Source organism: Streptomyces sp. NPDC050448 (genome assembly GCF_040655295.1).
GTDB lineage: Bacteria > Actinomycetota > Actinomycetes > Streptomycetales > Streptomycetaceae > Streptomyces.
In genome coordinates, this window is record NZ_JBFAJR010000004.1 from 253,725 (window position 1) to 273,444 (window position 19,720).

Annotated in this window: 20 protein-coding genes, 1 tRNA gene and 4 pseudogenes; 6 read left to right on the top strand and 19 right to left on the bottom strand. The window is 72.1% G+C overall.

The annotated features are described in order from the left end of the window. Positions 1-23: 23 nt before the first annotated feature. From AB0I68_RS07870 to AB0I68_RS07885, 4 genes and pseudogenes are all read right to left on the bottom strand, one after another. A pseudogene (locus tag AB0I68_RS07870) lies at positions 24-1,299 on the bottom strand (ATP-grasp domain-containing protein). 329 nt (positions 1,300-1,628) lie between these two features. Next, positions 1,629-1,757, bottom strand: coding sequence for a hypothetical protein (locus AB0I68_RS07875; protein WP_363176332.1), 129 nt, complete (start codon positions 1,755-1,757; stop codon positions 1,629-1,631). Between the two features lie 125 nt (positions 1,758-1,882). Next, positions 1,883-2,464: a helix-turn-helix domain-containing protein gene (locus AB0I68_RS07880; RefSeq protein WP_363176333.1), complete on the bottom strand. Its 582-nt coding sequence runs from the start codon at positions 2,462-2,464 to the stop codon at positions 1,883-1,885. Positions 2,465-2,530: 66 nt separating this feature from the next. Further along, positions 2,531-3,421 (bottom strand): SDR family NAD(P)-dependent oxidoreductase, encoded by an 891-nt coding sequence (locus AB0I68_RS07885; protein ID WP_363176334.1) that lies wholly within the window; start codon positions 3,419-3,421, stop codon positions 2,531-2,533. A 331-nt stretch (positions 3,422-3,752) separates the two neighbouring features. Here AB0I68_RS07885 and AB0I68_RS07890 point away from each other — a divergent pair. Beyond that, positions 3,753-4,085 (top strand): annotated as a pseudogene (locus AB0I68_RS07890) (diaminopimelate decarboxylase); the annotation flags it as partial. 65 nt (positions 4,086-4,150) lie between these two features. Here the strand turns inward: AB0I68_RS07890 and kdpB are convergent. The 6 genes and pseudogenes from kdpB to AB0I68_RS07920 form a co-directional block, all read right to left on the bottom strand. Further along, the gene (gene kdpB / locus AB0I68_RS07895; RefSeq protein WP_363176335.1) at positions 4,151-6,202 is read right to left on the bottom strand and encodes a potassium-transporting ATPase subunit KdpB; all 2,052 of its coding nucleotides are present in this window, start codon (positions 6,200-6,202) and stop codon (positions 4,151-4,153) included. Positions 6,203-6,204: 2 nt separating this feature from the next. Next, positions 6,205-6,501: a hypothetical protein gene (locus AB0I68_RS07900; RefSeq protein ID WP_363176336.1), complete on the bottom strand. Its 297-nt coding sequence runs from the start codon at positions 6,499-6,501 to the stop codon at positions 6,205-6,207. A 172-nt stretch (positions 6,502-6,673) separates the two neighbouring features. Further along, positions 6,674-7,177: pseudogene (locus tag AB0I68_RS07905) on the bottom strand (SDR family NAD(P)-dependent oxidoreductase); the annotation flags it as partial. Positions 7,178-7,472: 295 nt separating this feature from the next. Continuing rightward, complete coding sequence (locus tag AB0I68_RS07910) at positions 7,473-8,885, bottom strand: hypothetical protein (RefSeq protein WP_363176337.1); 1,413 nt, start codon at positions 8,883-8,885, stop codon at positions 7,473-7,475. 423 nt (positions 8,886-9,308) lie between these two features. Beyond that, positions 9,309-9,647 (bottom strand): MerR family transcriptional regulator, encoded by a 339-nt coding sequence (locus AB0I68_RS07915; protein WP_363176338.1) that lies wholly within the window; start codon positions 9,645-9,647, stop codon positions 9,309-9,311. A 201-nt stretch (positions 9,648-9,848) separates the two neighbouring features. Beyond that, positions 9,849-9,965, bottom strand: a pseudogene (locus tag AB0I68_RS07920) (MerR family transcriptional regulator); the annotation flags it as partial. A gap of 20 nt (positions 9,966-9,985) precedes the next feature. On the opposite strand from AB0I68_RS07920, the gene AB0I68_RS07925 reads away from it, so the two are divergent. Continuing rightward, complete coding sequence (locus AB0I68_RS07925) at positions 9,986-10,405, top strand: hypothetical protein (protein ID WP_363176339.1); 420 nt, start codon at positions 9,986-9,988, stop codon at positions 10,403-10,405. Positions 10,406-10,433: 28 nt separating this feature from the next. On the opposite strand, the gene AB0I68_RS07930 is transcribed toward AB0I68_RS07925, so the two are convergent. Further along, a tRNA-Pro gene (locus tag AB0I68_RS07930) sits at positions 10,434-10,510 on the bottom strand. Positions 10,511-10,657: 147 nt separating this feature from the next. On the opposite strand from AB0I68_RS07930, the gene AB0I68_RS07935 reads away from it, so the two are divergent. Both AB0I68_RS07935 and AB0I68_RS07940 read left to right on the top strand, forming a co-directional pair. Continuing rightward, positions 10,658-11,359 carry a transketolase gene (locus AB0I68_RS07935; RefSeq protein WP_363176340.1) on the top strand — a complete coding sequence of 234 codons (702 nt, stop codon included), beginning with the start codon at positions 10,658-10,660 and terminating at the stop codon, positions 11,357-11,359. 64 nt (positions 11,360-11,423) lie between these two features. Then, positions 11,424-12,326, top strand: a complete 903-nt coding sequence (locus tag AB0I68_RS07940) for a transketolase (protein WP_363176342.1) — start codon at positions 11,424-11,426, stop codon at positions 12,324-12,326. Between the two features lie 27 nt (positions 12,327-12,353). Here the strand turns inward: AB0I68_RS07940 and AB0I68_RS07945 are convergent, their stop codons facing one another. The 7 genes from AB0I68_RS07945 to AB0I68_RS07975 all read right to left on the bottom strand — a co-directional run bounded on the left by AB0I68_RS07945 (position 12,354) and on the right by AB0I68_RS07975 (position 17,270). Continuing rightward, positions 12,354-12,710: an MmcQ/YjbR family DNA-binding protein gene (locus AB0I68_RS07945; RefSeq protein WP_363176343.1), complete on the bottom strand. Its 357-nt coding sequence runs from the start codon at positions 12,708-12,710 to the stop codon at positions 12,354-12,356. 86 nt (positions 12,711-12,796) lie between these two features. Beyond that, positions 12,797-13,348 carry a GAF domain-containing protein gene (locus tag AB0I68_RS07950; RefSeq protein ID WP_363176344.1) on the bottom strand — a complete coding sequence of 184 codons (552 nt, stop codon included), beginning with the start codon at positions 13,346-13,348 and terminating at the stop codon, positions 12,797-12,799. A gap of 51 nt (positions 13,349-13,399) precedes the next feature. Next, positions 13,400-14,032, bottom strand: coding sequence for an ATP/GTP-binding protein (locus tag AB0I68_RS07955; protein ID WP_363176345.1), 633 nt, complete (start codon positions 14,030-14,032; stop codon positions 13,400-13,402). Further along, positions 14,010-14,399, bottom strand: a complete 390-nt coding sequence (locus AB0I68_RS07960) for a DUF742 domain-containing protein (protein WP_363176442.1) — start codon at positions 14,397-14,399, stop codon at positions 14,010-14,012. Before AB0I68_RS07960 ends, AB0I68_RS07955 begins: the two co-directional genes overlap by 23 nt. 23 nt (positions 14,400-14,422) lie before the next feature. Beyond that, positions 14,423-14,851, bottom strand: a complete 429-nt coding sequence (locus AB0I68_RS07965; RefSeq protein WP_363176443.1) for a roadblock/LC7 domain-containing protein — start codon at positions 14,849-14,851, stop codon at positions 14,423-14,425. A 35-nt stretch (positions 14,852-14,886) separates the two neighbouring features. Beyond that, a complete protein-coding gene (locus tag AB0I68_RS07970; protein WP_363176346.1) occupies positions 14,887-16,752 on the bottom strand; it encodes an ATP-binding protein in 1,866 nt (621 codons plus the stop codon). Between the two features lie 284 nt (positions 16,753-17,036). After that, entirely contained in the window at positions 17,037-17,270 is a 234-nt protein-coding gene (locus AB0I68_RS07975; protein WP_363176347.1) for a hypothetical protein, read from the bottom strand. Between the two features lie 204 nt (positions 17,271-17,474). Here AB0I68_RS07975 and AB0I68_RS07980 point away from each other — a divergent pair, with 204 nt between their 5' ends. Continuing rightward, on the top strand, positions 17,475-18,170 hold the full coding sequence (locus tag AB0I68_RS07980; protein ID WP_363176348.1) for a DUF4232 domain-containing protein: 696 nt from the start codon (positions 17,475-17,477) through the stop codon (positions 18,168-18,170). Between the two features lie 46 nt (positions 18,171-18,216). Here the strand turns inward: AB0I68_RS07980 and AB0I68_RS07985 are convergent, their stop codons facing one another. After that, entirely contained in the window at positions 18,217-18,633 is a 417-nt protein-coding gene (locus AB0I68_RS07985; protein ID WP_363176349.1) for a helix-turn-helix domain-containing protein, read from the bottom strand. A gap of 93 nt (positions 18,634-18,726) precedes the next feature. Here AB0I68_RS07985 and AB0I68_RS07990 point away from each other — a divergent pair, with 93 nt between their 5' ends. Continuing rightward, complete coding sequence (locus AB0I68_RS07990) at positions 18,727-19,671, top strand: NADP-dependent oxidoreductase (protein WP_363176350.1); 945 nt, start codon at positions 18,727-18,729, stop codon at positions 19,669-19,671. Positions 19,672-19,720 lie beyond the last annotated feature (49 nt).

Consider the following 19,720-nt stretch of genomic DNA (forward strand, 5'->3'; position numbering starts at 1 on the left):
AGGTGTGTGCGGGGCCGGCAGGGTCACGCGGGCACCGCCGGGGTGGGCTCGTAACAGGGACGCAGGCCGGCGAGCAGCCGCTCGGCGGCGGTGCGGGCGCCGCCGCCCTCGGTGTCGGCGGTCATGACGTGGCCGAGGTACTCGTTGTTGCTGGTGGCGGGCCGCACGGTGCGGCCGGGTTCGGCGAGGGTCAGCTCCAGCACCTCGGGCCGGGCTCGTACGGCCTCTGCCCCCTCGATGCCGGCGAGGATGCCGTCGGTGTCGAGGGGGCAGGAAGGAGATGGCGGCGCTGCGCACGCCGGTGGGTCGCGGCGCCAGGTCGGGCGTGCGCCCCAGGGCCACGTCCACGCAGGCGGCAGCCAGGTCGACGCCCGTGACATGCCGGATGAGTTCGGTGATGCGGTTGCCCGCCGGGCGCGGGTTGACCTCGACCACCCGGGGCCCGTCGGGCGTCAGCTTGATCTCGGTGTGGCAGACCACCTGGTCCAGGCCCAGCGCCTTGACCGCCCGCAGCGCCGTCTCGGCGGCCTCCGAGGCCAGGGCCTCCTCGATGCCGGCCGGGAACATGTGGCCGGTCTCGATGAAGGCGGGCGCCCCGCCGATGCTCTTGTCGTTGACCCCCACGACGTGCGTGGTGCCGTCGAAGGAGACGGTCTCGACGCTGACTTCGGGCCCGTGCAGCAGCTCCTCGAGCAGGATGACCGGGGCACGGTCCTGACCGCGCGCGTTGACCGGGAACTCGGCGAGGGCCCGGCAGGCAAGCTCCAGCTCGCGCTCGTCGCCCACCGCGCGGACCAGCATGCCTGCACACAGGTCCACCGGCTTCACGACGAGCGGGTACCCGATCTCACGAGCGGCGACCGCTGCCTCCGCAGCCCCTGCGCAGAGCGCGAAGCGCGGGCCCGGGACGTCGGCCTCGGCTAGCACACGGCGCGTCAGGTCCTTTCGGCACGCAGCCTCGACGGCGTCCGGGGCGGGCCCGGGCAGTCCGAGCCGCCGGGCGGTGTGCGCGACGGCCGGCAGGTAGTAGTCGCACGAGGAGACCACCCCGTCGAAGCCGAGGACGGCGTGCAGCCGCTCGACCCGCGCCAGGAGGGCGCCGGTGTCGTTGGTGTCCGCCGTGATGACGTTGCGGGCAGTGAGCAGCGGGTGCGGCCCGTCGCCCGCAGGGGCCGAGCGCAGGTAGTGGTGCAGGTCGCGGGTGACGAAGGTGAACTCGTGCCCGTCTTCGCGGATCGCCCTGGGCAGCAGCCGGCTCATCGACCCCACCCAGCTTTCGATCACCAGCAGATGTCCCACCGGACTTCCTTCCAGACTGCCGTCGGCTCTGTGCGACGCAGACGTTATCTGAAATCGTTTTCATTTCCAATACGCCGGTTTTCCGATAGCCTGCGGCCCCCGGAGCACGAGAGGCGGAGTGTGATGACAGAGCTGACGCAGGATCAGAGGGTCGGCCCGTACACGGTGCGGCACGCGAGAACCGAGGACCTGCCCGGTGCCCGGAGGGTCGGTACGGACTGGCCCGAGCCATGGTGCACACCGCCTGCGCGTTCGCCGCGTCCGTACCCGGCTACGAGCGCGAGCCGGCCGCCGTCATGTGACCCGCCGCTCCTCCAGGGGCGCCGCCCTCAGCAGGCTCTCGTCCACCCGGGCAGGTGCGGGGTGTGGTTGACCAGGCGGGCGGAGTTGCCCACGACGGCGATGCTGCTGGTGTTGCGCAGCAACGCCGCGAGCACCGGCCCTGATCCGCCGGACACCCCCTAACCCCTCCACACACCCCGTCCGGTCAACACATTCGCACCGCCCGGTTCGGAGCCTCCGGCACCCCTACTCCGCCCCCCCCTGAAGGCCGGATGCCGATCGCCGGGACGCGGGACGCGTCTCACGCCTTCGGCGGTGTGGCGCGCAGGCCCCCGAGCAGTGTGGCCAGGTAGCGGCGAGCGGTGTCGACCCGGTCGGCGTCACGGCCTCCGTGGACGTGCACGGCGTACGCGATGCCGCACATGAGCGGGACCAGGTCGGCCGAGGCGAGGTCGGGGCGGACTGCCCCGGCCTCGCGGGCCCGGCCGAGTAGGGCGTCGCCGACCGACCACAGCGACTGCTTGAGCTCCGTGGTGCGCGACAGGGCATCCGCGGGTGCGGCGGTGACCGGGCCCAGCGAGGCGTCGGTCACCTGCGCTTCGACGGTGCGGGTCAACAACGCTTCCAGCGCGCGCCATGGGTCGGTGTCGGCCAGTGCTCGCTCGCCGTGGGCGGCCAGGGCTTCCAGGCGGGGGGTGGCGACGGTCTCCAGCAGCGCCTCGGGCGTTGCGAAGTGTCGGTAGACGGTGCCGACTCCGAGTCCGGCGCGGCGGGCGACGTCGTTGAGCTGCAAAGGCGTGCCCTCATCGATGAGGGCACGGGCGACGGCGACAATCCGGTCCCAGTTTCGGGCCGCGTCCCTGCGCAGTGGTGTCGTCGTCATGGGGACATGCTAATCGGATGGCCCATCCGGATGATCCCGCCGCCCGTTCCGTCACCACTTGGCAGGTCAGGCGGCCGCCAGCGGCGCGTGCCGTTCGCTGAGCCGGCGTACGGCCTCGGCGACGCGGGGGTCGGTCGCGGCCCGCGGCGGCGGCACCGGAGTCGCCTGGGGACCGATGACGACGCCCGTCCGCCCCGTCAGAGCGTCGTCGGTGGCGGCGACTATCGAGGGGATGGCCGCGGCGGACGCCGGACCGGAAGTCGAGCGTTCGAACTTGCGGCGTACCAGCGGCCACAGCAGCCGCAGGGCGGGCGAGACGATCTTCGGGTCGCCCATGGTGCCGTTGGTCATGTCGGTCGCGGCGCCTCCGGGGTCGGCGGCGAACACCGACACGCCCGTGCCGTCCAGCTGCGTGGCCAGATCGAGCGCGTAGGCGAGGTTGGCCAGCTTGGCGCGGCCGTACCAGTGGAAGCCGTAGTAGCCACCCGGCGGCTCGACGGCGTCGAACACCCGCCTCGCGACCCCGACCGCACCCGAGGTCACGTTCACGATCCTGCTCGGGGCGCCGGCTGTCAGCGTGGGCAGGAGCAGCTCGGTCAGCAGGTACGGCGAGAGGTGATTGACGACGAACGACGCCTCGACACCGCCCAGATCCCGGCGGTCCGGGAACATCGCCCCGATGTTGTTGACCAGCACGGTCAGCGGTTCGCCCGAGGCGGCGTGGTCGGCGGCGATCCGCTGGGCGAGGTCGCGCACTTCGTCGAGCGAGGCGAGGTCCGCGGACAGGAACCGGGCAGGGTGCGCCGGGCTCATCGCGTTGATGCGGTCGACCGCCTGGGCGCCCCGGCCTGCGTTGCGTCCGATCACCGTGACCGAGAATCCGGCGGCAGCCAGTCCCAGCGCCGTCTCCAAGCCGATGCCGGCCGTCCCGGCCGTGACCACAGCAGTCCTCTTCATGGCACATCCACCCCCAGCAACTATGCGGATAATCCATCCGCTTGGAGTGACCATACACGAATACGGATGACCTATCCGGTTGACCCCCCGTCGGCCGACCGCGACGCCGCCTTCGACCTCCGCGAACACGGAGGGAGCACCCAGGCACCGCGGTTCGGCGACAGCCGCGACTGACCTTGGCCCCAGCCGTCAGGGGGCGGGGGAGCCGCCGCCGGTGGACGGCCCGCGCTGACACCGGTTGATCCGTCGCCCGGTCCAGAAGGAAATCGGCTGTAACGCTTGCGGCAGCTCGATGCACTGAGCACCAGACAGAGGCCGTCGGACACGGTCTCGATTCGACAGCGCACTGCGGTTGGGGGTCGGGCGGATCGTCATCGACAGCCCGTCGGAGATCGCCCGCATCGCCGCCGCCATCGGGCCCGAAGGGCGCCGGAAGGTGATGGTGCGGGTGGTGCCCGGCATCTCCGCGGGCGGCCACGACAAGATCCGCACGGGCACGGACGGGCAAAAGTTCAGGCTGTCCCTCACCGACGGTTCCGCACTGCACGCCGTGGCCCGCGTCCTGGCCCAGCCACAGCTGGAACTGACCGGGCTCCACTGCCACATCGGCTCCCAGATCACCGAGGTGAAGCCCTGCCTCACCGCGCTCCGGCGCATGGTGGGGCAACCTATGGCGTAGCAGGTATGGCCAAGGTGGGGCCGGCACCGACTCCGCCCCGACAGGAGATCTCATCCCAGGCCGGGAACGGCGGAGACCAGGAGGTCGATGAGCTTGATGCCGACGAAGGGCAGGATGAGGCCGCCGAGGCCGTAGACGCCGAGGTTGCGGCGGAGCAGGTCGTGCGCGGAAGCCGGCTTGTAGCGGACGCCGCGCAGGGCGAGCGGGATCAGCGCGACGATGATGAGGGCGTTGAAGATGATCGCCGAGGTGATGGCGGAGGTCGGACTGCTGAGCCCCATGATGTTGAGGGCGCCGAGTCCAGGGTAGGCGGACGCGAACATCGCCGGAATGATCGCGAAGTATTTCGCGACGTCGTTCGTGATCGAGAAGGTGGTCAGGGCGCCGCGGGTGATGAGCAGTTGCTTGCCGATCTCGACGATGTCGATGAGCTTGGTGGGGTTGGAGTCGAGGTCCACCATGTTCCCGGCCTCCTTGGCGGCCGAGGTGCCGGTGTTCATGGCGACGCCGACGTCCGCCTGGGCCAGGGCGGGGGCGTCGTTGGTGCCGTCGCCGGTCATCGCGACGAGTTTGCCGCCGGCCTGCTCTCGCTGGATGAGAGCCAGCTTGTCCTCGGGCGTGGCCTCGGCAAGGTACTCGTCCACACCTGCCTCTGCGGCGATGGCACGGGCCGTCAGCTCGTTGTCGCCGGTCACCATGACCGTGCGGATGCCCATGGCGCGCAGCTCCGCGAACCGCTCGCGGATCCCCTCCTTGACGACGTCCCTGAGGTGGATGATGCCAAGCACCCGGGGTCCGTCCCAGTCGTGCACGGCCACCAGCAGAGGGGTGCCTCCGGATTCGGACACGGAGACCGACCATCCGACGGCCTCGGCGGGCACCGTTCCCCCGCGCGCCGCGACCCAGTCGCAGACCTGCGCCACAGCTCCCTTGCGGATGGCGCAGCCTGCCCCGTTGTCCCAGCTCAGGTTGATGCCGCTCATCCGGGTGCGGGCGCTGAACTCGGTGAAACGGGGGTTGCTCAGGTCCTCCGTGGCGGCCCGCTGAAGTCCGTAGTGCTGCGCCAGGGCGACGACCGAGCGGCCTTCGGGGGTCTCGTCGGCGAGGGAGGACAGCTGGGCGGCGTCCGCCAGCTTGGTGTGGTCGACACCGGGCAGCGGGATGAAGGCCGCGGCTTCGCGGTTGCCGTGGGTGATGGTGCCGGTCTTGTCGAGGAGGAGGGTGTTCACATCGCCGGCTGCCTCGACGGCGCGGCCGCTCATCGCGATGACGTTGCGTTGGACGAGGCGGTCCATGCCGGCGATGCCGATCGCGGAGAGCAGGGCGCCGATCGTGGTGGGGATGAGGGTGACGAGCAGGGCGACCAGGACGGTCGTCGACTGGGCGGCACCCGCGTACGCGGCCATCGGCTGGATGGTGACCACGATCAGGAGGAAGATGACGGTCAGTGCGGCCAGCAGGATGTTCAGCGCGATCTCGTTGGGCGTCTTCTGCCGGGTGGCGCCTTCGACCAGGGCAATCATGCGGTCGATGAAGCTGTTGCCGGGGCGCGAGGTGACCCGTACGACGATCGAGTCGGACAGGACGGTCGTACCGCCGGTCACTCCCGACCGGTCTCCGCCCGACTCCCGCAGGACCGGGGCCGATTCACCGGTGACGGCCGACTCGTCCACCATGGCGGCGCCGTCGACCACGTCTCCGTCGGCCGGGATCAGCTCGCCCGCCTCGATGAGGACGAAGTCGAAGGGCTGGAGCTCGGCCGGGGTGACCACCTCGGTCTCGGCCCGGCGCAGGTTCGTCCCGTACGTCCAGTGGCCCAGCCGCACCGCGACCGTGTCCGTGCGCGCCTTGCGCAGCGACTCCGCCTGCGCCCGGCCCCGGCCCTCGGCGACCGCCTCCGCGAAGTTGGCGAACAGGACCGTCAGCCAGAGCCAGATGCTGATCACCCAGGTGAAAACCGACGGGTGGATGAGCGCCGACACCGTGGTCAGGACGGATCCGACGGCGACGACGAACAGCACCGGCTTCTTCACCAGCTCACGCGGGTGGAGCTTGGCAACGGCATCCCTGGCAGATGTTACGAGGAGCTCGGGCTCCAGCATGTTCACGGGTCCACGCGCGCGAAGGCACCGCCGAGGACGGGCAGGAAGCGGGCCGGCGCCTCGATGTAGCAGCCTGCGAAAGGAGCGAGGGTATCGGGGGACAGCACGCCCGGGTCCCCGCGGAGCAGGACGTGGTCCCCGCTGGAGACGGCCACGGCCCGCGGATCGGCGGCACGGTCGGCCCACCAGCGGCCGTTGCCGGTGGCGAGGACGTGCTCGGGAAGGGCCGCGACGCCCGGGGCCCCGCCGGGGAACCATCGGGCCAGGGCGGGGAGGCTGGAGGGCTGGAGCTCGATCACGACGGATGCCGCCTCGGTTCGGGGAAGAGGGGCGGGGGCGGCCTTGGACGGTGGGTCGCCCCCGCGGGGAACCGGCGCCCTGAGCGTCGGCGCCGGCCGGCCTTGCGGCCGTGGTGGTCTGGGGCCCCGCCGGTCAGGAGGAGTGGCCGACGAGCAGGTCGGCGAGCTTGTTCAGGCGCGAGTACCGGCGGGTCCGGTTGGGGTCGTTCCACGAGATCGACGCGGAGCGGTGCATCGAGGAGGACACGTTGACGACTCGGCCGCCCGGGTCGCTGGTGAGCGCCGGTTCGAGCAGGTTCGTCAGCAGGTAGTGGGCGAGGAAGTTGACCTGGAAGGAAAGCTCATTGCCGTCGTGGGTGACCGTGTGGCGCTCGGGGGCGACGACGGCGGCGTTGTTGACCAGGACGTCGAGGTGCGGGTGCCCGGCGATGACACGGTTGGCGAGCCGCTCGACCTCGTCGAGGTGCGCGAAGTCCGCCGCGCAGGGGCGCAGGAGCTCGGCGTCGACGTCCGCCGTTGCGAGGAGCCGGGAGACCGCTGCCCGGGCCTCCTGCGGGGTGCGGCCGTGAAGCAGCACGGTGGCGCCGCACTCAGCGAGCAGGCGGGCTGTCTCGTAGCCGATGCCGGAAGTGGCGCCGGTGACCATGACGGTCCGGCCGGACAGGAAGGAAGGCATGAGTGGTTCCCGAAGGTGGGCATGGTGGCGCGAGGCCCGGGAAGCCGGGCCACAGCCATGCGGTGAAGTTGGTTCCGGGGCCTGGGCCTGGGAGAAGTCCGTCCCCCGGGCCAACGGGCGCTAGCTCAGCGGCAGGTGAACAGGGTGCTTCCCCGGCGCCACCGGATTCGGCGGCCGGTCGTCGTAGCGCGAGCCGGTGTTCACGTCATCCATCCAACCGGCGTGCGGATGAGCACTCAAGCGTTCTGACGACCCTCTGACGAGGCCTTGATGGATTTTGACCGCAGGCCGTTCCTCAGCGGAATTCCGCCAGTCGGCGCCGAAGCCCGAGCGCCGTGAGTCCGGCCGTCAACAGCAGCGCCGCGGCGGCCATGGGCGCTTGCGTCGTCACCGCCCCCCGGCCTTCCCGGACCGCGAGGTCGAAGTGCTTCTGATTGATGGCGGTGACCTCGTCCAGTGCCTTCATCCACTCCCCGAAATGGGCGTTGGAGGTGTCCGAAGCCCAGCCGATGGAGAAGACCGTGGCCTCCTTGGTCTTCCCCTCCGCCACCAGCCTGCGGAACGTCCGGTCGTCGCGCTGGTAGACGGCATACGCGGCCACGGTCCTCTCGGCGGCCACCCGCTCCCCGGCGAAGGTGACGTTGTCGAGTTCGCGCCGGAACTCGCCGGTGAACCGTTTGTCCTCATGGCTCTTCAGGTACGCGGCCCATGTTTCGTCGAGCTTGGCGTCGTACGTGGCGAGGGTCGCGCCCTCCATCCCGTACAGCTGCTGCGACTTGTCGAGGAAGGAGCGCTCGTACGCGGGACGGCGCTCGGGGTCCAGGAGGTAACGGCTCTCGTCGGCGTTCACGTCGTACCCGACCGCCTTGGAACGGGACAGTGCGATGACGGAGTCGAAGGAGTCGCGGCGGGCCACCTTCATGCGGTCGTATTCCGTGGCGAGCATCTGCGCACCGCAGACGACCGCCACCACGGCGCACAGCGTGGCAGCGATCAGCCCTGGATTGAAGACGCGGTTGAAGTGGCGGGCGAGGCGGATCTGGAGCAGGACGAGCACGGCGATCAGCAGCACTCCGAGAACGGCCTCCGCGGTCCGCTGCACTGCGAGGTCGGAGCGGGCTGCCGCGTACCCGCGTTCGTACACGGCGTCGTTGGCGTCCACGAGTTTGCGTGCTTCCGGAAGCAGCCGGCCGGTGAGGAGGTCGGTCGCAGTCCGGTAGTCCACTCGGGCGGCGTCCTTACCGCCGGGGCGACTGTCGTTCTCCAGCACTCGCCCGATCAGTTCCTGGTAGTGGGTGAACTCGTCGGTGAGCCGCACGACGGTCGCCTCGGTGTCCGGGTCACCCTCGGAGGCGGCGGCGAGTGTGCGCAGGGAGCGGCTGATGGTGTCCTGAGCATCCCGGTACAAGTCCCCGGCCTTCGAGTACGACTCCTCCAAGCGCCCCGCCCCCGTACCGGAATCGCCACTGGAGAGCAGGATGTTGGCGGTCTGCGCGTCCATGTCGTTGAGCGCGAGGTTGAGCTGGGTCGCCGAGACGGTGCGGGGTCCGTCATGCCGGGCCGTCTCGTCCCACGCGGTGGCCGCGCCCGTCGCCGCCACCGCGAGCAGGATCAGCAGGGCGGAGGCGATGAGCCCGCACGCCGCGCGGGCGAGACGCAACCGGCCGGGCAGGGTGGCCCAGAGGCGTTCGGTGAACAGTCGGGCCAACCGGGCAACCCTGCGGGCGGGGCGCCGCCGCGGCTCCGTTCCCAGCGATTGCGGTTGGGGCTGCGTCCGTGGGGCTCCCCCGCCGCGCCTGGCCGGCCCGGGTCTCGCCCCCTCGGATTCGGAAGCCGCCGTTCCCTGACCGTGCTCGGTACCGGCGGTGATCGTCACGTGCCCTCCACCCTCACGCCCGGCCGCAGGAACGGCCTCGTGTTGCGGATCAGCATCAGGGTCAAATGTTCGACTCAGCGCGGATATTGACGTCTCCCATATGCCGAGGGACGCAAATATTGATGGGTTCTTGACAACCTCTGCAGGGAGCGGGACCTTGACGGCTTCCGTACTTACGAACAGGTCGTCCGGCGCGCCTGCGCAAGCGGCTGCAGAAGTCACCGGGCGGCGGCGCAGGACACCGACGACGTCGAGTCATGCGTCCAGCTGTGCGCGGATGAGCACGTCGAGTCGCTGCCATGCCGGGGACGCGGCGTTGACCGTGCCCTGGATGAGGGCGGGGATCTCGGATGCCGCATCCAGCTCGGGCAGTTCGCCCGGTCCGTAGCGCGCTCGGGTCGCCTCCGCAAGGCGGCGGGCAAGGTCGTCGATACGGGGGTCGTCGGCGTCGAGGTCGTACACGTGGTCGTAGTCGAGGAAGAGCCGGCGCTGCGCGGGGTCGGCCAAGCTCTCGGTCTGGTCCTCGAACAGCGTGATCGCTCGGTCCGGGTGGGTGGCGAAGACGAGGATCCACAGGTCGCGTTGCAGATCCACCCAGCGGGGGGTGAAACCCCAGCGGACGAGGTCCTCGAGAAAGGTCCCGATCTCGGTGGGCAGAGGTGCCAGCTGCCCGGCGGCGAGCCGGCGCAGGCGCCCCTGCGTCCCCCGCAGGCCACGGATGCGGGCGGTGAGCTCGTCGTCGATCTCGCGCAGTGCCCGCTGGAACTCTTCATCGGGCGCCGCTCTCAGGTCCCGGATCCGCGCCAGGGGGACCCCGGCCTCCGTGAGCGTCCGGATCTTGATCAGGTCGATGGCGTCGTTCGCGCCGTACCGCCGGTAGCCGGACGCATCGCGGTCGGGCTCGGGGAGCAGCCCTCCCGGAGGCGATCCCCATGCGTACCAACGTCGGCCGCGGCCGCATCCACCGCCGCTGCGGCTGCGGGGACACCCATCATCGGCAGCTCGGCGCGCACTGCCCCCACCTGGTCACCGACAGCGAGCACGACACCTGGAGCTTCGCCGTCGATGTCCCCACCCCGGACCACCGCCGCACCACGGTGCGACGGAGCGGATTCCCCACCCAGGACAGCGCCGAGAAGGCCCTGGGCCGGTTCCTGGAGGGCGAGGCCGGCGGGTACAACGCGGACCCGAGGACGCGACCACCTCCACCGGCTCCGCGAAGCCTCCGCCGACTCCGCTCCCCCGCAGTACCCGGCTTCAGCGCCACGGCCGACCGGCCACAAACCGCACACGCGACCACATTGCGACCAACACGGCCCCGGACGCACGAAAGGCCGTCCTCTCACGGATGAGAGAACGGCCTCCGACCTGCGTAAACGCTGGTCGGGACGACAGGATTTGAACCTGCGACCCCTTGACCCCCAGTCAAGTGCGCTACCAAGCTGCGCCACGTCCCGATGCCCGCTGACCTGGGGTTTCCCCTGGTTGAACGCGCAGGAGAACGATACCGCACTTCGCGGGGTGGTCGCGCGCACCTTTCCCGGGGCGGGGTGTTCCGTGGAGGTGGTTGACCTCAACTCAACTTGAGGTTGCACGATCGGTGCATGACACAGGCAACCGCGGACACGGGGTTCCGCTACGAGGATCTGAGCCGGCTCATCGCGCTCATGACCGGGGCCGAGAAGCACGGGCCCGCCGCCACCTCCACGCTCGACGTGCTGTGGGTGCTCTACGACCGGGTGCTGCGCGTGGGGCCGGCGACCGCCGAGGAGCCCGGGCGGGACCGGTTCCTGCTTTCCAAGGGACACGGGCCGATGGCGTACTACGCCGTACTCGCCGCGAAGGGGTTCTTCCCGGTGGGCTGGCTGAGCGGCTTCGGATCGTACGAGTCGCCCCTCGGGCACCACCCGGACCGCACCCTGATCCCCGGAGTGGAGATCGGCAGCGGCTCGCTCGGCCACGGACTGCCGCTCGCCGTCGGCAGTGCGCTCGGGCTGCGGGCGCAGGGGCTGGACGAGCCCGCGGTGTGGGTGCTGATCGGGGACGCCGAGCTCGACGAGGGCAGCAACCACGAGGCCCTCGCGTACGCCGGTTCGGCCGGGCTGGAGCGGCTGCACACCGTGGTGATCGACAACGACTCCGCGACCCACGGCTGGCACGGCGGGATCGCCTCCCGCTTCGAGGCCGCCGGGTGGTCGGCGGTGACCGTGGACGGCCGGGACCACGCGGCGCTGCACGCCGCCTTCACCGCACCGCATCCGGGCCGGCCGCACGTCGTCGTCGCCCGTGTCGAGAAGAAGCAGTAGCAGTAGCAGTAGCCGTCGCAGTCGCAGTCGCAGTCGCAGAAGAGGAAGTAGGGGTCAGGCCGTCATGGACACCATGCGGGAACGCTTCATCTCGGTCACGTCGCGTGAGCTCGACGCGGACCCTCGGCTGGCACTCGTGCTCGCCGAGATCACCGTGGACGGGTTCCGCCCCGCCCAGCAGCGCCACCCGGAGCGGGTGATCAATGTCGGGATCAGGGAGCAGCTGCTCGTCGGAGTCGGCGGGGGGCTGGCCCTCACCGGGCTGAGGCCGATCGTGCACACCTTCGCCAGCTTCCTGGTGGAGCGGCCGTTCGAGCAGGTCAAGCTGGACTTCGGACACCAGGACACGGGCGGGGTCCTGGTCAGCGCGAGCGCCAGCTACGACTGGCCGGCCGGCGGGTTCACGCACATGGCGCCGGGCGACGTGGCCCTGATGGACACCCTCGACGGCTGGACGGTCCACGTGCCGGGACACCCGGACGAGGCCGAGGCGCTGCTGCGCCACGCCTACGCCGCCGGGGACGACAAGGTGTACGTCCGGCTCTCGCAGCAGTCGAACGCCGCCCCGCTCCCGGTGGACGGCCTGCGCTTGCGGACCGTACGGGAGGGAGGCGCCGGCACCGGTGTCGTCGTCGCCGTCGGCCCGCTGCTGGACAACGTCCTCGCCGCGACGGAGGGGCTGGACGTGACCGTGCTGTACGCCACCACCGTGCGGCCCTTCGACGAGGCGGCTCTGCGCGCGGCCGTCGGCCGCGCCACGACCGACGTCGTCCTCGTCGAGCCGTACCTGGCCGGCACCTCCACCGCGGCCGCGGCCCAGGCCCTGGCGGAGGTCCCGCACCGCGTCCTCGGCCTCGGCGTCGGCCGCGCCGAGCTCCGCCGCTACGGCACGGTGGAGGAGCACACCGCCGCGCACGGCCTGGACCCGCATTCCCTCCGCGAGCGGATCAGCGCCTTCCTCCGATGAGGCCCGTGGTTCCGGGGCGGCCCCGCGTCACTCCCCGGCCACTTCCGGATGGGCCGCGGCCAGGCGTTTGGGGGCCGCCTGGAGCCAGGAGTCGACCAGGATCGCGCGCAGCTCGGCGGCGCCCTCCAGCGCCGCCAGGCGGACGCGGAGCCAGGCGTAGTTGTCGTCGTGGCCCTGCCGGACGAAGAACTTCTCCGGCTCGGCCGCGATCAGCTCCGCGCGGTCCTCCTTCGGGCACTTCACCCCGATCGAGGCGTCGTCCTCGCCGAGGGCGGCGAATATCTTCCCGCCCACCCGGAACGTGGGCATGCCCCAGGCGAGCTTCTCGCTGCTGTCGGGGAGCGACAGCGCGGTCGTACGGACGTCCTCGGCGGTCACGGCCATCCCGCGACTCCTCTCCGGCCACCGGTCGGGTCGATGTCGTCGACCGTAGCGCCCGGCACTGACAGTCGTCCCCGGGCAGCGGCCCCTCAGCCCGCCCGCAGGCCGTCCTCGCGTCCGTGGATGATCTCCAGCAGCTCCGCCGCCAGGGATTTGACCGTCGCCAGCCCCGCCGTACCCCACCGGCGCGGTTCCAGGTCCACGGCGCACACGGTGCCCAGGACGATCCCCTGCCGGTCGGTCAGCGGCGCACCCAGGTACGACCGCACCCCGCTCTCGTCCACCACCGCGTTGCCGGCGAAGCGCGCGAAGTCCCGTACGTCCTCCAGTACCAGCGCCCGGCGACGCACCACCACATGCGGGCAGTACCCGTGGTCCCGGGGCAGCACCCGTGCCGGGTACCCGCCCGCCGGGGCGTCGGGAGCGTGGTGCAGACCGGCGAAGAACTGCCGTTCCTCGCCGATGAAGTTGACCCCCGCGTACGGGGCCGCCAGCACTTCGGCGATCTGCCGGGCGAAGGCGTCGAGCTCCGTGTCCGCCCGTTCCCCCAGGCCCAGTTCGCGCAGCCGGACGGCGCGGGCGGGCGCCTCCCGGTCCACGGGTGTGAGCAGCAGGTGTCCGGTCGACTCGTAGTACGTCATCGCGGGTTCCCCCATCCCAAGATTTCGTTCGATTCGTTTGATTCGCCGAGTTCACTCGGTTCGCTGAGTCTGCCGAGTCGCCGACCGTGCCGACTTGTCCGTCGCCGCCGTGAAGAGCAGGTGGTGGACCAGCGCCGCCAGTGCCCCCCTCCCGGAGCTCGTCAGCCGCGCGTCGCACCGTACGACGGGCACCTCGGGCCCGAGCCCCACCGCCTCGCGGACCTCTTCGGCGGTGTAGCGGTGGCCTTCGTCGAATTCGTTGACGGCGACGATGAAGCCGATGCCGCGCCGTTCGAAGAAGTCCACGGCCGGGAAGCAGTCGGCGAGCCGGCGGGTGTCGACGAGCACCACCGCGCCGAGCGCGCCCGCGCACAGCTCCTCCCACAGGAACCAGAAGCGCTGCTGCCCCGGTGTGCCGAAGAGGTACAGGACGTGGCGCTCGTCCAGGGTGATCCGCCCGAAGTCGAGCGCGACGGTCGTCGACGTCTTCGCCTCGACCCCGTCGAGCGGGTCGGGGCCCTCGCTCAGCCCGCTGAGCAGCTCCTCCGTGCACAGCGGCTCGATCTCGCTCACCGCGCCCACGAAGGTCGTCTTGCCCGCCCCGAACCCGCCCGCGACGAGGATCTTCAGCGTCGCGGGCAGGACGGCGGCGGGGCGGGTGTCACAGTCGTCGGCGTAGGCCATCGAGCACCGCCCGCAGCAGGTTCTGGTCGTCGGCGGCGAGGTATCCGCCGCCCGGGAACCGCGGCGCCTGCGCCATGACGGCCCCGTGTTCCATCAGGTCGGACAGCAGCACCTTCACCACCACCGCCGGCAGCCGCAGCTGCCCGGCCACCTCGGCGACGGTGACGGCCGCGGAGCCCGCACACAGGCGCAGCGCCAGGGTGTGCTCCGCGCCGAGGGGGCCCCGCGGGCGCACCCCCGTCGCGGTCATCAGGGACAGCAGGTCGAGAGCGACGGCGGACCGGGTCCGCCCGCCGCTGGCCGTGTACGGGCGCATCACCCGCCCCGCCGAGTCGTCGAGCCAGGGCGTGTCGCGCGGGGCCCCCATGCCGTACGTGGCGCGGGCGCGCATCACGCCGGGTCACCGACGGGCCGCCGCGGCGGGGCCGCCAGGTACGGTCGGACGCTCTTGACCAGCATCGCCATCTCGTAGCCGAGCACGCCCGCATCGGCCTCCCGGTCGGCCAGGACCGCCAGGCAGGTGCCCGCCCCGGCGGCCGACACGAACACGAGTGCGGTGTCGAGCTCGACCACCACCTGCCGGACCTCCGCGCCGTCCCCGAACCGGGATCCCGCGCTCCGTCCGAGCGAGTACAGCCCGGACGCCAGTGCCGCCAGGTGGTCGGCGCTGTCGTTGTCGAGGCCGTGCACGCACGTGACGAGGCCGTCCGCGGTGAGGAGTACCGCGCTGCGCGTGTGGGGGACCCGCTGGACCAGGCCGCTGAGCAGCCAGTCGAGATCCGAGAGCCGACTGGTCTTCGTCGCCGCTTCGCCGCCCATGGTGGTGCGCTCCTTGCTGAGGTGAGAGGTCGGGGTCATGGCTGGTTCTCCGAGTGGGCGAGGCCGAAGCCCCGTTGGAAGGCGGCCATCAGACCGGGGTCGTGCACGGGTTGTTCGGGTGCGTCGGCCCGCCGCGGGGCGGGGGCGTCCCGCAGTTCCGGGGCGAGGTGGTGCTGGGCCCTGCGGCGGGGCAGGGGCGGCCGGTCCGGGTCCGTCCGGGCTGCCGGTACGGACACGGTCATGGGCCCGGGCGGCGCGGCCACGCGCAGGGGCGCAGGGGCGGTCGCCGGGACGAGGACGGGCGCCGGGGGTGCCGGCTCGCGCACCGCCGGCCCGGTGCCCGCAGTCACGCCCGCGGCCATGTCCAGTCCCAGATCCAGGCCCAGGTCCAGCGTCGTCTCGACGGCCGGCGCCTCCCACGGCTCCCAGGGGTCCGCCGTCCGACGCGCCGCCTCCCGCGCCGCCGTCAGCCGCGTAGGCGAGTCCGGGCGGGGTACGTGCGGCGCCGCCCACGTCGGCACGGTCGGCGGCCGCGGGGCGGCCGTCGGCACGGGCATCGGGTCCGGCTTAGGCTCCGGCATCCGCATCGGCTGGGGCTGGCGCTGGGGCACCCGTACGGGCTCCAGCGGGGGCATACCGGCCCCTTCCCCGGTCCCCCACGAGGTGCCCCGGGAGCCCCCGAGCGCGTCGGCGGCACCGGGCGCCTCCGCCCCCAGCAGTTCCTGGGGCATGACGAGCACCGCGAGCACGCCGCCGTAGATGTTGGACTTGAGCTCGACGGCGATCCCGTGCCGGCGGGCCAGCGCCGAGACCACGAACAGGCCGATCCGCCCGTCCGCCAGCAGATTGCGGACGCTGATCTGGTCGGGGTCGGCGAGCAGTGCGTTCATCCGGTGCTGCTCCGCGGCCGGCATGCCGAGCCCGCGGTCCTCCACCTCGACGGCGATGCCCGCGGTGACCCGCTCGGCGCGCACCACCACGTCGGTGTCGGGGGCGGAGAACACCGTGGCGTTCTCGACCAGTTCGGCCAGCAGGTGCACCACGTCGGCGACGGCGTGGCCGCGGACGGTGCCGCCCGCCGGGGGCACCACCTTGACCCGCGTGTACTGCTCGACCTCCGCGACGGAGGAGCGCAGCACCTCGCTCAGGTCGATGGGCCGGGTCCACTGGCGCCGGGACGCGGCGCCGCCGAGCACGGCCAGGTTCTCGGCATGGCGGCGGATCCGGGTGGCGAGGTGGTCGACGTGGAAGAGCTCCTTGAGGAGGTCGGGGTCCTCGACCGTGTCCTCGAGCTCGTCGAGCAGCGAGATCTCCCGGTGCACGAGGGACTGGAGCCGGCGCGCGAGGTTGACGAAGACCTCGATCTTGCGGTCGCTGTCGGACGGTGCGGCCGGTCCGGCCAGCCGTACGAGGGTCGTGTGCGCCTGTTCGCGGGCGCCGCGCAGCTCCTGGGAGAGCAGCCAGAACTCGTCCACCCGGGCCGGGTCGCTGCCGGGCGGCGGTCCCGTCGGACCGCCGCGGACCGGGCGGACCGGCGGCTCGCCCCGCTCCAGTCGCTCGGCGGCGGTCCGCAGTTCCTGGCGTCCGCGCACGCTGGAGCGGCGCAGGGCTTCGCAGCGGTCCCGGACGGCCTTGGCGGAGCGCTGGGCCCCGAGCAGGGCGGCGGCCAGCGCGCTGACGACGAGCAGGGCGCAGCCGGCCAGGACCGGCCACAGCCGGGCGTCCCGCTCCCCCGCACCCCCGCCGAGCTGCAGCGTGAAGATCACCGCGGCGGTGCCGCTGAGCCCGGCGGCGAGCGTGGGCAGCAGGGCGGCGCGGACCAGCTGGGGGCGTATCTGCCGGCCGGGACCGGTGGCTGCGTGTCTCGACGGGGCGTGGCGGGCGGCGCGGAGTCCGGACATCGGCGTCCTCTACGTGGGGCCCGGGCCCCCAGGAGTTCCGGGGCCCGGTGTTGATCACCGGATACCCACGCTAGACCGCACGATCACGCCCCTGACAGCCAGTTGGGGAACTTGACCGGGGTGCTTCCCGCTCCCGATGGAGCGCTCGTACGAGAGCCCGAATCCGCCGGGGGCGCACGTCGCAGCGGCCGTACGCGACGCACACCCCCTGCCCGGGAGGTGTGCCGGACCGGCCTGTCGAAGAGCGCCCTACCGGCCCGTCGGCGGGCGCCCCGGACCGGCGCCTACGAGCCGACGGCCTCTGGTTCCCCTTGCGCCGCGGCCGGCGGCTGCTCGGCCGCGACCGGGCGGGACGGCGTGGCGGGCACGGGCGGGCCGACGCCACGAACGGGCGCCACCACGGCTCGCTCGGGGGCATCGGCGTCGCCCGGCTCGAACGGCTGGCCCGGGATCGGCAGCGCGATCGCCGCTCCGGTGACCCCGGCCGCGGTCCACCGGGTGCCCCGGCTGCCCCGCACGGCCGCCGGCAAGCCCGACAAGAACGCCCTGCGGGCCTCCCTGGTCACAGCGCCGCGGTGGGCGGTGGGTCGTGGCCATTCGTTCGTCATGGTCGTGTCACGGAACCGCCACAGCGCCACGGTCCGGAGAACCGGGCGGAGCGCGGTGGTGTGTCCGTCCACGAGTGCCGGTGCGGGACCGGTCGTGAACCTCGGGGAGTGGTCATGCAGTACGCAGCAGGTGTCGGCCGGGCCGCGGCAGCACTGGTAGTGGCCGTGGCGGTCACCGCCCTGACGGCGGGCTGCACACCGGGCGGCGGCGACGGTGCGGCCGCCAAGCCGTCGACGCCGCCCGCGGGTCCGGAGTCGGCGAAGCCGACGCCGACGCCCACGCCGGCGGTGGCCACGCCCAAGCCCACGTCCACCGCCGGTACTTCCTCCACCGGGGGCGGCACGGGTGGCACGGGTGCCGGGGCGAAGGCCTGCACGATCGACCAGATCAAGGCCTCCGCCGCCCACCAGGCCGATGTCCGGCCGTCGGGTACGGGAACGGGAGCCGCCATCGTCTCGGTCACCAACACCTCGACGCACGCCTGCACGCTCCTCGGATTCCCCACGGTCGCCGGAGCCGGCGACGGCGCGCCCGACAAGAACCTCCCGCTCGCCGCCACCCACAGCGGCTCGGCCGCCACGGTCTCCCTGCCCCCGGGTGGCAGGGCCTGGACGAAGCTCACCTTCGTCAACGTCCAGGGCGAGGCGGACGGCTACTGCGTCTCCGGCGCCACGCCCGCCGGCTTCCCCACGCTCGTCCTCGGCGTCCCCGGCGCGGGCTCGCACCAGATCGCCATGGACGACGGCGCCTTCGCCGAGTGCGACAACAAGGTGACCGTCACCGCCTTCTCCCCGACCAAGCCTTCCTGAACAGCCGGTGCCGGTCGCCCGGGTGGCTTGCTCGTCCTTCTACGGCCTACGGCAACGCCTGGGGCGGCAATGCCGCCTGGACGTCGAAGGACTGACGGGCCGCCAGGATCTCCTCGGCGTGGGCGACCGACCACTGGGCGAGGGCGCTGGTCAGTTCGGCGGCGCCTTCGCCGAGGTCGGTGAGGCCGTACTCGACGCGGGGCGGAACGGTGGGGTAGACGGTGCGGCGGAGCAGGCCGTCGCGTTCGAGGGAGCGGAGGGTGGAGGTGAGCACCTTCTGGGTGATGCCGTCGAGGAAGCGGCGGAGTTCGCTGAAGCGCATCGGCCGGTCGTGGAGCCGTAGCGCGGCGAGGATGTAGAGCGGCCACTTGCCCGAGATGACCTCCATGACCGTACGGGAGGGGCAGGTTCGCAGGTAGGTCGCGGACCAGACCGGCCGCTCGGCAGTGCTCACGGTATCCATGAGGAACCTAGGTACCGGGAAAGTGCCTTCTTCACAAGGGATACCCCTTCTGACGAGCATGGGGATCACCGGATCGAAGCCAGGAGGCCCCAGATGACCCCGCGTATGCGTGCCGTGAGCCAGCGCCAGTTCGGCGGACCGGAGGTCTTGGAGGTCGTGGAGGCCGAACGCCCCTCGCCCGGCCCCGGCGAGGTGTTGGTACGGGTCGAGGCCGCGGCGGTCAATCCTGCGGACTGGAAGATCCGCTCGGGTGCGATCACGAGGTTCGGTGAGCCGCCGTTCACGCTGGGGCTGGATCTGGCCGGAGTGGTGGAGGCGGTCGGCCCGGGCGTCAGCCGATTCACGGCCGGTGAGCGGGTGTACGGGTGCGCCCTTCCGCCCCGGGGCAGTTACGCCGAATACACGATCGCGCGGGAGGGAATGCTCGCCGCGGCGCCCAAGGGCATTGACGCAGTCCATGCCGCCGCACTGCCGGTGACGGCGCTGACGGCCTGGCAGGCACTGGTGAACGTCGCGGACGTCCAGCCGGGGCAGCGGGTGCTGGTCCACGCGGCGGCGGGCGGCATCGGTCATCTCGCGGTCCAGATCGCGAAGGCGCGCGGCGCCCATGTCGTCGGCACGGCCCGCGAGGACAAGCACGCCTTCCTCTCCGGGTTGGGCGCGGACGAGCTGGTCGACTACACCACCACGGACTTCACCTCGGTCCTGCGCGACCTCGACGTCGTCGTGGACCCGGTCGGCGAGGACTACGGCCCCCGTTCCCTGGACGTCCTGGCCCCGACCGGCGTCCTGGTGGACGTGCGCGGCAGTGGCCCCGACCGCACCGCCGTCCGGAACAAGGCCAAGGCGCGCGGGCTGCGCTTCGAGCCGATGAGCTTCACGCCCTCCAGCGCTGACCTCGATCGCCTCACGGCACTGGTGGAAGGCGGCGGCCTGCGTGTCGAGGTCAGCCGTGTCTTCCCGCTGGAGCGCACCGCCGAGGCACACGCCCTCGGCGAGACCAACCGCACCCGGGGCAAACTGGTCCTCGTCCCCTGACACCGACGCGGCCCGGCCGACGCGGCCCGGCCGATGCGCCGCAGTGAAG